10 protein-coding genes and 1 pseudogene are annotated in these 12,442 nt (G+C 72.3%); 8 read left to right on the forward strand and 3 right to left on the reverse strand.

What is annotated here, in order from left to right; all coding sequences use genetic code 11:
• Positions 1 to 95 precede the first annotated feature (95 nt).
• Both hemC and IF88_RS0130320 read right to left on the reverse strand, forming a co-directional pair.
• Positions 96 to 875, reverse strand: a pseudogene (gene hemC / locus IF88_RS0130315) (hydroxymethylbilane synthase); the annotation flags it as partial.
• A 103-nt stretch (positions 876 to 978) separates the two neighbouring features.
• Positions 979 to 1,923: a LysR family transcriptional regulator gene (locus tag IF88_RS0130320; protein ID WP_030719546.1), complete on the reverse strand. Its 945-nt coding sequence runs from the start codon at positions 1,921 to 1,923 to the stop codon at positions 979 to 981.
• 135 nt (positions 1,924 to 2,058) lie between these two features.
• Here IF88_RS0130320 and IF88_RS0130325 point away from each other — a divergent pair, with 135 nt between their 5' ends.
• The 4 genes from IF88_RS0130325 (at position 2,059) to IF88_RS0130340 (ending at position 6,567) form a co-directional block, all read left to right on the forward strand.
• The gene (locus tag IF88_RS0130325) at positions 2,059 to 2,871 is read left to right on the forward strand and encodes an inositol monophosphatase family protein (RefSeq protein WP_030719549.1); all 813 of its coding nucleotides are present in this window, start codon (positions 2,059 to 2,061) and stop codon (positions 2,869 to 2,871) included.
• 48 nt (positions 2,872 to 2,919) lie between these two features.
• A complete protein-coding gene (locus IF88_RS0130330; protein WP_030719552.1) occupies positions 2,920 to 3,564 on the forward strand; it encodes an NADPH-dependent F420 reductase in 645 nt (214 codons plus the stop codon).
• A gap of 57 nt (positions 3,565 to 3,621) precedes the next feature.
• Positions 3,622 to 5,421 (forward strand): SMI1/KNR4 family protein, encoded by a 1,800-nt coding sequence (locus IF88_RS0130335; protein WP_030719554.1) that lies wholly within the window; start codon positions 3,622 to 3,624, stop codon positions 5,419 to 5,421.
• A gap of 243 nt (positions 5,422 to 5,664) precedes the next feature.
• A complete protein-coding gene (locus tag IF88_RS0130340; RefSeq protein ID WP_199808159.1) occupies positions 5,665 to 6,567 on the forward strand; it encodes an ABC transporter substrate-binding protein in 903 nt (300 codons plus the stop codon).
• Between the two features lie 16 nt (positions 6,568 to 6,583).
• Here IF88_RS0130340 and IF88_RS0130345 read toward each other — a convergent pair whose 3' ends face one another.
• Positions 6,584 to 7,708, reverse strand: a complete 1,125-nt coding sequence (locus IF88_RS0130345) for a substrate-binding domain-containing protein (RefSeq protein WP_030719557.1) — start codon at positions 7,706 to 7,708, stop codon at positions 6,584 to 6,586.
• A 191-nt stretch (positions 7,709 to 7,899) separates the two neighbouring features.
• Here IF88_RS0130345 and IF88_RS0130350 point away from each other — a divergent pair, with 191 nt between their 5' ends.
• The 4 genes from IF88_RS0130350 (at position 7,900) to IF88_RS0130365 (ending at position 12,442) form a co-directional block, all read left to right on the forward strand.
• The gene (locus IF88_RS0130350) at positions 7,900 to 9,711 is read left to right on the forward strand and encodes a glycoside hydrolase family 35 protein (protein ID WP_037807608.1); all 1,812 of its coding nucleotides are present in this window, start codon (positions 7,900 to 7,902) and stop codon (positions 9,709 to 9,711) included.
• 90 nt (positions 9,712 to 9,801) lie between these two features.
• A complete protein-coding gene (locus IF88_RS0130355; RefSeq protein WP_030719566.1) occupies positions 9,802 to 10,473 on the forward strand; it encodes a hypothetical protein in 672 nt (223 codons plus the stop codon).
• Between the two features lie 44 nt (positions 10,474 to 10,517).
• Positions 10,518 to 11,468 carry an aldo/keto reductase gene (locus IF88_RS0130360; RefSeq protein ID WP_030719569.1) on the forward strand — a complete coding sequence of 317 codons (951 nt, stop codon included), beginning with the start codon at positions 10,518 to 10,520 and terminating at the stop codon, positions 11,466 to 11,468.
• Positions 11,465 to 12,442, forward strand: coding sequence for a D-2-hydroxyacid dehydrogenase family protein (locus IF88_RS0130365; RefSeq protein ID WP_234323750.1), 978 nt, complete (start codon positions 11,465 to 11,467; stop codon positions 12,440 to 12,442). The genes IF88_RS0130360 and IF88_RS0130365 overlap by 4 nt, the downstream gene beginning before the upstream one ends.

Consider the following 12,442-nt stretch of genomic DNA (forward strand, 5'->3'; position numbering starts at 1 on the left):
ACGGCTCCAACACCGCCCACTGTTCATCCGTGAGATCTCCCCGACCCATGAACCGTGATCATCCACAGCTCAAGATCCACTTTCGATACACGGCCTAGTTCGCCGTCCCGTTCGGTGTGCGCGTATCCCCCGATCGGGGAGTTGCAGTGGCCTTGGAGGACGTGCAGGAGCATGCGTTCCGCGGTGGCTTCCCGGTGGGTGGCGGGGTCACCGAGGGCGCTGACGGTCTCGATGAGGGCGGTGTCGTCGTCGCGGCACTGGAGGGCCAGGATGCCCGCGCCGATGGGCGGACACATCGTCTCGACGGGCAGGACCTCGGTGATCGCGTCACGACGGCCGATGCGGTCCAGCCCGGAGACCGCGAGCAGCAGGGCGTCTGCCTCCCCGGCGGCGAGTTTGTCGAGCCTGCTGTTGGCGTTGCCCCGGATGGGGACGCACGCGAGATGGGGGTGCGAGGCTGCGAGCTGGGCGATCCGGCGGACTGCGGAGGTCCCGATGCGGGTGCCCGGGGGCAGGTCGTCCAGGGTGAGCCCGCCGGGGTGCACGAGGGCGTCGCGGATGTCGTCGCGTTCGAGGAACGCGGCGAACGTGGTTCCGGCCGGGAGGGGCCGGTCCGCCGGGATGTCCTTCACACAGTGCACCGCGAGGTCCGCGGTGCCGTCGAGCAGGGCGGCGTCGACCTCCTTGGTGAAGGCGCCCTTGCCCTCGACGGCGGAGAGGTCGCCCATCCACCGGTCTCCGGTGGTCTTGACCGGGATCACTTCGCTGGTGGTGTCGGGGTAGAGCGCGGCGAGATGCCGGCGGACGCGCTCCACCTGGGCGAGGGCCATGGGACTGTCGCGGGAGACGACGCGGATGTGGTCGGGGGCGGACATGCCGCCCACGACAGACCCTCAGCGGCGCCTGCCGATGACGAGTCCTGAGGCCCATGGGGGCCGTGTGGAAAGGGCCAACCACGGCCTTCCCCGGGCGTATCCGTCACTGACCGGTGCGGTGGGTGAGGGGCTGTTGAGGGGCGGTCGGTGGTGTGAACAGTGCCTGGACGGTTTCTGTGGCCAGGTCGCGCAGCCAGCTGTGGGCGCGGTCGTTGTCGTAGCGCTGGTGCCACAGCAGGTACAGGGGGACGTCGGGGAGCGGGAGTGGCGGCGGCAGTGTGGCGAGGCCGAGTTGCTCCCGGGCCGTGCGGGTGACCGCGTCGGGGAGGGTGACGACCAGGTCGGTGTCGAGGGCGAGTTGCAGGGCGAAGGCTGCAGTGGGTCCGGCGGCGACGACGCGGCGTTCGAGGCCGCGTGCGGTCAGGGCGTCGTCGATCGGGTCGCGCAGGCTTCCGCGCCGCGAGACGGTGAGGTGTTCGGCGGCTGCGTAGCGCTCGAGGCTCGGCGGGCCTTCGGTGAGCGGGTGGCCCGGTCGGACGGCGACGACCAGCCGGTCCCTGCCGACGAGGCGGTGGCGGATGGCGGGGAGCGTCGGAGCGCTGGAGCTCGATTCGAGGTCGACCTCACCCCGGCGCAACTCGGCGTCGTCCGTCCCGGGTTCGGCGGACAGGCGCAGCCGGACGCCGGGGGCCTGACGGTGAACGGCGGCGATGAGGGCGGTGCCGGAGGCTGCGGTCAGGGCGTCGTGCCAGCGCACGGTGAACACCCGGTCGAGATCGGCCAGGTCGAGTTCCTGCTGCGTGGAGAGAAGTTGGTGGGCCTGCTGCACGAGGGTGTGGACCTGGGCGCGCATGGCCAGCGCGCGGGTGGTGGGGACCATGCTGCGGCCGGTGCGGACCAGGATCTGGTCGCCGGTGGCCTTGCGGATGCGGCCCAGGGAGCGGCTCATCGCCGGTGAGGTGACGTGGAGGCGTGCTGCGGCGCCGGCGACGCTGCCCTCTTCCAGCAGGGCGTCCAGGGCCGTGAGCAGGTTCAGATCCAGTTGCATGGCAGTAACTCTACAAGTGACAAGCATGCACTTGTTGTTAATGATCGGGCGGCCTACCTTCGAAGTGCGGGGGCGAGAACACCGCCCCCGCACCGACAGGTTCGACAGATTCGACAGACCCCCAGGGAGCCCACCATGAGCACCGCCATGCCCTTCGACGCCGGCACGACGCTCCTGTCGGACGTGACCGCCGCGGTGAAGACCGCCGGCCTCACGCTGCGCGACCGCTACACCTCGCACGCCCGGGGCGTGAGCCTGGACGAGGTCATCGCTGAGATCCACGCCAACGACGACGCGGTGCTGGACGTGCTGCGGGAACCGCTGCTGCGGGCCCGGCCGGGGTCGCGGTGGGCCGAGGACGAGCTGGCCGGCGGCGCGCTCCCGGCAGGGGAGTGGTGGGTCGTCGACCCCGCCGAGGGCAACATCAACCACGTCCACGGCATGGAGGACTGGGCCGTCACCGCCACCCTGGTCAGCGACAACCAGCCGGTACTCACCGTCGTCCACCTGCCGCTGACCGGCGACACCTACACCGCCGTCGCCGGCGGCGGTGCCCGCCTCAACGGCCGCCCCTTGAAGGTGTCCGCCAAGACCGACCTGGGCGCCGCGCTCATCGGCACCGGTCAGGCCAAGCCCGGCGAGGACGAGCACACCTTCCGGCGGATCGGTGACTCCGTCACCGCCATGCTCATCAACGGCCTGGTCGTGCGCGTGTCCGTGCCCGCCACGATGCAGCTCATCCACGTCGCCGCCGGACGCACGGACGCGTTCTGGCAGTTCTCCGACGTCCGCTCCGGCCTGGTCGCCGGCGCCCTCCTGGTCTCCGAGGCCGGAGGCACCGTCACCGACCTGGCGGGCGAACCCTGGAACACCGGCAGTCGCGACTTCCTCGCCGCCGCCCCCGGCATCCACGCCGCCGCCCTCAAGGTCCTCTCGCAGATCGCCTGACCGGACGCCTCCGCTCTTCCCACCCGATACCGCAAGGAGCACCACCGCATGACCAACATCGGCATCCTGGGCGCAGGCCGCGTCGGAACCAACCTCGCCGGCAAACTCTCCGCAGCCGGACACCATGTCACCCTCGGCAGCCGGAACCCCGAAGACACCGCCGCCCGCGCCACCGGACTCGCGCCGCGGATCGCCTTCGCCGACGAGCGCACCACCGCCCGCACCACGGACATCGTGATCAACGCGACGCCCGGCGACAGCTCCCTGGACCGCCTCACCGCCCTGCGCGCCGAACTCGCCGGCAAGATCCTCGTCGACGTCTCCAACGCCACCCGTGACTCCGCCGACGGCCTGCCCGGCGACCTCTGCCATCCCGGCAGCAGCCTCGCCGAGAAGCTCCAGGCCCGGCTCCCCGACACCCATGTGGTCAAGACCCTCAACACCATGCTGTTCATGGTCATGACCGCCCCCGAAACCCTGGCCACCCCACCGACCGCCTATCTCTCGGGCGACGGCGAGGACGCGAAGAAGACCGTCACCGGCCTGCTCGGCGACCTGGGCTGGCAGCCCGAATGGATCGAGGACCTCGGCGACATCACCACAGCCCGCGCCACCGAGGCCATGATCCTGATCGTGCCCCACATCCTGCGCCGACACGGTTTCACACCCTTCGCCGTATCCCTCGCCCGCTGAACCGAGGCCGGGCGCAGGCGTGGTGGGGCTGTCAGTGCCCGCACCTAGAGTGCCGACATGACCACGTGCACCGTCGAACAGTCCTGGGCCCGCATCGAGACCTGGCTCGCGCAGCACGCCGCCGTCAGCCACGGGCTGCTCCGCCCCCCGGCCCGCCCGGAAGACATAGCGGCGGCCGAACTCCGTCTCGGCGTGACGTTTCCGACCGACCTGAAGGACTCGCTGCTGCGCCACGACGGCGTACAGCTCCAGGATGGAACACCGACGCTGGGCTACTACGGTCCGCTGTCCGGGGTCGCGGACATCGTCCGGAGCACCGAGTTCCTGCGGGACGTTGGCGAGGACCTCGTCGAGTACGAGGCCGAACTCGACGAGGACGAGCGCGACCAGTACGCGTACTGGCCCCACGAACGGCTGCTGATCACCCTGGGCATCGGCTGGCAGTCCTCCGACGGACTGTTCCTCGTATCCCGCCCCGGTCCGCATCACGGGCGTGTCGGCCGGTACTTCGACGAGGACAGCCCGTCCTTCACCGAGTGGCCGGGGCTGCGCCACGTCCTTGCCGATTTCGCCACGGCTCTCGAGAACGGCGCACCCTTCAACGGGCGGACACCGCTTGCCTTCGAGGGTCGGCTGATCTGGGACGACGACGGTGGGACGGTCGTCCCGGATCCGCTCTCCCCGCTCGGCCTTGCCGCCGAGGCCACCGAGCCGGTCCTGACGGCGCCCGCGCCCGCCGTGGAGGCGGTCCCGCCCGCCCCGCGGGCCGACGGGGCGTACGCCGTCATCACGTTCGGGTCCCCGGCCGCGCAGGCGCCGCCGCTTCAGCCGGACGTCGTGTTCGTGGCCGGCATCCCGCCCGAGGAACTGCTGGACAGGCTGGGCTCCGTGCCCGCGACCCTCCGGCCGCGCAGCCGGGAGCAGACGCGGCTGTCGGCCGCCGCACCCTGGGCGGCGTACCGTCCGGTGGCCCGGGCCGGATGGTGCGGTGGTGACGGGTGGTCGTACGCCACCCAGGAGGGCGGCGACGCCCAGTTCGGCCGTCGGGAGGTGCTGCGCCGGCTGTCCCGTGGGACTCGGGTCGTGAGGCTCTCGAAGCAGGGGCACGAGGTGCACGTCACCGTCATCGACGACGGTGTGGAGCGGCCCGAGGCGGCCCGCCGGGTCGACTCACCGCGCGAGGACTACGTGACCGACGCCGAGGGGCGGCCGGTCATGGGATCCGACGGGCAGCAGTGGCAGCGCATCGGCGTCGATCCGTGGCCCGGCTCGACGGCCGCGTACGCCCGGCTGCTGGCCGGTCTGGCACAGGAGTACGGCATCACATGGGACCCGGAAGGCGACGGCGACGAGCCGCTGGTGAGCGCGCTGGTCCTGCCGGTCCTCGACGACCTGCCGCCCACACGGCACCCGGTCTCCTCGGTACGCGACTTCGATCTCGGCAGCCTTGTCGACAGGACGCCGCCGGAGCGGTTGCGCTCCGCGATGGCGGCGCAGCTCGCCCGGCTGGCGTCCGAGACCGGCATCGACACCTACCCGGAGATCGCGCGGGCACTGGAGCGGATACGCCGGGACGAGCCGGTGGGTCTCCCGGCCGACGGGCCGCTGGACCTGCGCATGAGGACCCTCTCGGCGGAGGCCCGGGCGGCGCGGGGACTGCTGGACGGGGCCCGACAGCAGACGGACCCGGCGCCGGTCACCGCGGCCGACCACGCCGCATGGGCCGTACGGGACTCGGCGGCCGGGGCTCTGCGCGAGTTCCTGCTGCTGCCCCTGCCGGCCGCTGCCGAGACGGTCCTGAGCCGACGCCTGTCCATACGCTGGCGCGACGAGCTCGCCGCGGACCTGGCCGGCTGAAGGCTGTCCAATCGGTCGCCGCCTCAGGCGCCCGCACGTGCGAGGTCTTCGCGACCGACTCCACCGGGCCCCGTCCACCCGGTGCGACCCCTGCACCGATGGGCGGTCCGCCGCCGGGGTGTCGCGGTGTGGCCGTGGTGCGCCTTTGCGGCGGAATGCGGTGGTTTTTTGGCAAGGTTGTTCTTGAGGCGCGCTGCGTGGGTGCCGTGTCTGCCGGTCGAACGTCCAGGGAAGAAGGAAGCAGTGGGTGTGCCAGCCCTCTCCAAGAAGGACGCGTACGAGGTCGGTTTCGCGCAGGCGGCGAACGACACCCCGTGGCGTGTCGCCCAGACCGCGAGCGTGCGGGACGAAGCGGCGAGGGTCGGCTGCCGGCTCGTGTGCACCGATGCGCGCGGCTCGGCGGCCCGGCAGGTCTCGGACGTGAACGCGATGATCGCGCAGGGCGTTGATCTGATCCTTCTGTCGCCGGTCGAGGGAGAGTCGATCGTTGCGGCTGTCACGGCGGCCAAAGCCGCCGGCATTCCCGTCGTCCTCTTCGACCGGAGGCTTGACCCGTCTCTGGCGACGGCCGGTGAGGACTACCTGACCTTCATGGGGTCCGATTTCGTCGAGCAAGGGCGGCGTCTCGCCGAGTGGCTGGCGAGGAACGCCAACGGGAAGACCAAGATCATCGAGATCGAGGGGGCCGCGGGCGCCGCACCGGCCGTCGGCCGCAAGAAGGGGTTCGACGAGGCCGTCACGGCCGCTGGAGGGTTCAAGGTCCTGGCCTCCCAGTCGGGGGACTGCGTCCGTGACAGGGGCCGCCAGGTCGCCGAAACCCTCCTCGGGACCCACCCGGACGCCAACGTGCTCTACGCCCACCACGAGGAGATGGCGCTCGGTGCCGTGGCCGCCCTCGATGCCGCCGGCCGGACCCCGGGCAAGGACGTCATCGTCCTGTCCGTCGGCGGCGGCAGGGAAATCCTGCAGGCCGTGGCCGACGGCAGGGTGAACGCCGTCGTCGAATGCAACCCCCGCTTCGGCCCCCTCGCCTTCGACACGCTGCGCAGGTACGCGAACGGCGAGCGGATCGGCCCGTGGGTGAAGCACGTCGACGGGTTCTTCGACACGTCGAACGCCGCTGCCCGGATCTCCCGCGCGTACTGAACGACCCCGGCACCGGTCATGAGCGGATCGTCAGGCGGGGGAGGAGGTCCAGGTGCTGGCGGGGAGCGGTGTCCGGAGCCGCGGTCGTCGACAGCCGGTCCAGCAGCAGGGCTGCCGCTCGCGCGCCCACCTCGTGCTTGGCCGGCGCCACCGCCGAGAGGGGTACGTCGGCCATCCCGGCCACCTCGTCGTCGTACGTGATCACCGCCAAGTCCTCCGGTACCCGCACTCCGCGCGCCTGGAGCCGCGGGATCAGCATGATCGCGTCGGTGTCGCTGTGGACCAGGGCGGCGGTGACCCCGCCCGCCGTCACCGCCTCGCAGAGGTAGTCCAGCGTCCGGGCGAACATGTCCGCGTCCGAGAGCGGGCCCGGGCCGGCAGGCGGCCACGGCGGGGCCGGTTCCAGGCCGAGCGCGGACACGGCGGCCTCGTAGCCGGCCCGCAGTCGTGCCGTGGTCGGGGTCGCCCGGCTGGCGAGGGCGATCCGCCGGTGCCCCTGCTCCACCAGGTGCTGCACCGCCCGGGCCGCGCCGTGCGCGTGGTCGGAGGACACCCGGTCCAGTGAGGCCGCGGGATGCCCCGGCGGTGCCCAGCGCTCCACCAGTACGGTCGGCACCGGGAGTTCGGCGGTCCAGGCGCCCTCACCGGGCCCCGGCGACCCGGCCTCCCAGTTCGGTGTCAGCAGCAGCCCGTGCGCCCCCGTGGACAGCAGCCGGTCCGCCTGCGTCCGGTCCTCGCCCTGCAGGTACCGGGTCAGCCCCACGGTCAGCCGGGCCCCCCGCGCCTCGACCGCCTCGCGGGCCCCGCGTACGACCTCGGCGTAGTAGTACTCGGTGGTCGGGACGACCATTCCGACCACCAGCCCCTCCGCCGCCCCTCCGCGTCCACCCCCGCCTCCACCCACGACGGCGGCAGTCGAGGCAGCAGAAACAGACGAAGGCGCCCGGCCGCCCGGGTCCACTCGGCTGATCGCCCCGTGCATCCGCTGGATCTCGCCCCGCGCCGCCATCGCCTCGATGTCCCGGCGCAGGGTGACGGGGGAGATGCCGAGCTCCCGGGCCAGGTCCGCCACGCGCACGCTGCCGCGTGCCCGGACGAGCTCGAGCACCTGTGCCTGACGCTGGTTCACGTGTCTTCTCAAGATGTCCCCCTGCGGTTCCGCCGGCGTGGCCGGTGTCAGCGACGTCATGGTGTCGGCGCCATCATAGGGAATCGATTCGATCGATTCGATCGAATCCGATCAACTGGTCATTGACGGCTCGGACGGTGCGTTCATATATTCGGCGGCGTTCCGTACTTCTCGGCATCTCGACCTCTCTCGGGAGTCAGCGCATGCTCACGTACGACCAGGACGGATTCCGGCGCGCGGGCCGCCCCCACCGCATCGTCTCGGGCGCCCTGCACTACTTCCGGGTCCACCCGGACCTGTGGGAGGACCGGCTCACACGCCTGCGCGCCCTGGGTGCCAACACCGTGGACACGTACGTCCCCTGGAACTTCCACGAGACCGCCCCCGGCAAGGCCGACTTCACCGGCTGGCGCGACCTCGGCCGGTTCCTGCGCCTCGCCCAGGACCTCGGCCTCGACGCCGTCGTCCGCCCCGGCCCGTACATCTGCGCCGAATGGGACTTCGGCGGCCTGCCCGCCCGTCTCCTCGCCGTCGACGGCCTCCACCTGCGCTGCTCCGACCCGCGCTTCGAGGCCGAGGTGGACGGCTGGTTCGACCTCGTCGTCCCCGAGCTGCTGCCGCTGCTCGCGAGCCGCGGCGGCCCCGTCGTCGCCGTCCAGATCGAGAACGAGTACGGCTCGTACGGCAACGACGCACGCTACCGCGCCCATGTCGAGCAGGCCCTCGTCGAACGAGGCGTGGACTGCCTGCTGTTCACCGCCGACGGCCCCGAGGACGCCATGCTCCAGGGCGGCATGCTCCCCGGCCGCCTCGCCACCGCCACCTTCGGGGCCCGGCCCGCCGAACGCCTCGACGCGCTGCGCCGCTACCAGCGGACCGGCCCGCTCACCGCCATGGAGTTCTGGATCGGCTGGTTCGACCACTGGGGCGAGGACCACCACGTCCGCGCCGTCGAGGACGCGGCGGCGTCACTCGACGAACTCCTCGCCACCGGCGCCTCCGTCAACCTCTACATGGCCCACGGCGGTACCAACTTCGGCTTCTGGGCGGGTGCCAACCATGCCGGATCCCGCCCCGGCGAACCCGGCTACCAGCCGACCGTCACCAGCTACGACTACGACGCGCCCATCGGCGAGGCAGGCGAACTCACCCCCAAGTTCCACGCGTTCCGCCACGTCATCGGCAAGTACGTGCCGCTCCCCGACACCCCGCTGCCCGAGCCGCCGCCCCGGATCACCCCCGCCCTCGCCGTTCCCGCGGGCACCGCGGAGCTGCTCGACCGCCTCGACGTCCTCGCCGGGCCCCCGGTCCTGCGTCCCGCCCCCGAGTCCATGGAACGGCTCGGACAGAGCCACGGCCTGATCCACTACCGCACCGCCGTGACCGGGCCGCGGCCCGCCATGCCCGTCAGGATCGACGGCCTCGGCGACCGCGCGTACGTGTTCGCCGACGGGGTGCCCCTCGGCGTCCTCGACCGGAACACCCCCGACGAGGGGCTCGACCTGCCGGTCGGCGAGGACGGGGTGGTCCTCGACGTACTCGTCCGGGCCCAGGGGCGGGTCAACTACGGCCCGCTCCTCGACGACCGCAAGGGCATCTGGCGCGGCGTACGCCACGGCCACCAGCAGCTGTTCGAGTGGGAGATCCGGCCGCTGCCGCTCACCGACCTGACGGGACTCGACTGGCTCGACGAGTGCGGTGACCAGGCCGGAAACCGGCCGGCCGGACGGCCCGCCTTCCACCGCTTCACCCACGCCCTCGACGAGGGGCACGGGCCGGCCGACGCCTTCCTCGACGTGTCCGGATGGGGCACCGGCCTGATCTGGCTGAACGGCTTCCTGCTGGGCCACTACGACACCCCGCGCGGCCCACAGCGCACCCTCTACGCCCCCGGCCCCCTGTGGCGCGACGGTGAGAACGAGATCGTCGTCCTCGAACTGGAGCGCCCCGGCACCGAACTGCCGCTGCGCGACAAGCCCGACCTCGGCCGCACGACCGTCGTCACGCTCCAGTAACCCCTCCGCGACCGGGCCGAGGCAACCTGAGCTCCCCGACGCCCCTCCTCCCTGACGGAACGGTCAGGCGGGACACGGGGAGTCGGGGACATGAACAGCCGCACGAACAGCCGCACGAACAGCCTCATGAACAGTCGCGTCAGCCGGAAAAGCACGATCGGCCAGAGCCGCACCATCGGCCGCACCGTGCCCGCGGTCGCCGTCGTCGTGTGCGCCGCGGCCCTGGCGCTCGGGGCAGCGGCCGCGCCGTCCCGGGCGAGCGGGTGGGCCTCTTCGGAGCAGGTCGGACGCGCGGGGGAACTCGTACCGGTCTTGGCCAAGGATGATCCGCAGCACCAGGCGCGCGTTCCCGAGGGGCGGCAGCTGCGCGTGGTCAAGGTGAGCAGCCCGGTCCTGGCGGAGGACTCGGAGGACTCGGAGGACAACCAGATCGGCTACAACGGCCGGTCCTACCTGGGCTGGGTGCGGATCAAGGCCGACGCGCGGCCCGGAGAGTATCCGCTGTCCGTCACCTTCGACTACGTGAACCCGCTCGACTCCGGCGACACCGCGGGGAGCCGCCCGTACGTCGCCGGAGGCGGCACGATCACCGTCGCGGCTGGGGACGGGGAAGGCGGTGCCGGGGACGGGGAAGGCGGCGTCGCCGGCCGCCCCGAGGTCTGGGCCCTGGGCGGCGCCGCGGTGGCGGCGCTCGCGACACACGGTGTTCACGTCGCACGGCACCGACGCCGTACCAGTGACGGACCCGGACGCCTAGACTGACACGTGGTTGATCATGTACCCGACGAGTCTGAGGAACGAAACGCATGCGCTATCTCCCCCTGGGCAGTTCAGGTCTGCAGGTCTCCGCCGTCGGCCTCGGCTGTAACAACTTCGGTGGCCGGCTCGACGCCCAGGCCACCCGCGCCGTGGTCGACGCCGCCCTGGACGCGGGCATCACCCTCCTCGACACCGCCGACATCTACGGCAACGCCGGCGGCTCCGAGGTCCACCTCGGGCAGGCCCTCAAGGGCCGCCGCGACCAGGTCGTCCTCGCCACCAAGTTCGGCTACGACGGCGTGGACATGAAGTACGGGCCCGCCGCCGGATCCCGCGGCGGCCGTGCGTACATCCGGCGGGCCGTCGAAGAGTCCCTGCGCCGCCTCGACACCGACCACATCGACCTCCTCCAGCTGCACAGCCCCGACCCGGCCACCCCGATCGCCGAGACCCTGGCCGCGCTCACCGAGCTCGTCGCCGAGGGCAAGGTCCGCTACATCGGCCATTCCAACCTCTCCGGCTGGCAGCTCGCCGAAGCAGCCCACGTCGCCCGCGAGACCGGCTCGGTCCCCTTCGTGTCGGCGCAGAACGAGTGGTCGCTGCTGGAGCGGTCGGTCGAGCGCGAGCTGGTCCCGGCCGCCCTGCACTACGGTGTCGGCGTGCTCCCGTACTTCCCGCTGGCCAACGGTCTGCTGACCGGCAAGATCCGCCGGGGCGCGCCCGTCCCGGCCGGCTCCCGCCTCGAAGGCCGCGACGCGTACCTCACCGACGAGCGCCTCGACGTGGTCGAAGCGCTGGCCGCGCTCGGCGAGAAGCACGACCGGACCGTCCTCGAACTGGCCATCGGCTGGCTCTCCGCCCAGCCCGGCTGCGCCTCCGTCATCGCGGGAGCCACCTCGGCCGAGCAGGTGCGGGCCAACGCCGCCGTCGCCGACCGCCCGCTCGACGCGGAGCTGCTCGCCGAGATCGACGCCATCGCCCCGGGCGTCGGCGCGTGACGGGCGGCGGGCGGCGGCCGCTGCGCTGTGCGCTCCTCGACGACTTCCAGGACGTCGGAAGCAGCGCAGCGGACTGGTCGCCGCTCGCCGGCCGCGTCGAAACGGTGAGCTTCACCGACCACACGGACGACGAGGACGTGCTCGCCGCACGGCTGGCCGGCTTCGACATCGTGGTCACCCTGCGCGAACGCGTCCCGTTCCCGGCCTCGCTCCTCGACCGGCTGCCGCGCCTGCGCCTGCTCATCGCGTCCGGCATGCGCAACTCGGTGATCGACTACGCCGCCGCCGCCCGCAACGGAGTGACCGTGTGCGGCACCGGCAGCTCGTCCACCCCGCCCGTGGAGCTGACCTGGGCCCTGCTGCTGGGCCTGGCCCGCGGCCTGGTGCGGGAGAGCACCGCCCTGCGCGACGGCGGTCCCTGGCAGCAGGGCGTCGGCGCGGACCTGCACGGCCGGCGGCTCGGACTGCTCGGCCTCGGCAAGATCGGCAGCCGGGTCGCCCGGGTCGGTCTCGCCTTCGGCATGGACGTGGTGGCCTGGAGCCCGAACCTCACCCAGGAACGGGCCGAAGAGGTGGGGGTCGCGCTCGCGCCGTCCAAGGAGGAGCTGCTGGCGGGCAGCGACTTCGTCTCCGTCCACCTCGCCCTCGGCGAGCGCAGCCGGGGCCTGATCGGCGCCGCCGAGCTCGCGCTGATGCGGCCGACGACCTACCTCGTCAACACCTCGCGCGCGGCCATCGTCGACCAGCAGGCCCTCCTCCAAGCCCTGCACGCGGGCCGGATCGCGGGCGCGGGCATCGACGTCTTCGACATCGAGCCGCTGCCGGCCGGGCACCCCCTGCGGAGCGCCCCTCGGCTCCTCGCCACGCCGCACCTGGGCTATGTGACACGGTCCAACTACGCCACGTACTACGGCGATGCGGTCGAGGACATCCGGGCGTTCCTCGACGGCTCACCCGTGCGCGTCCTCGGCTGA

Source organism: Streptomyces sp. NRRL F-2580 (genome assembly GCF_000720115.1).
GTDB lineage: Bacteria > Actinomycetota > Actinomycetes > Streptomycetales > Streptomycetaceae > Streptomyces.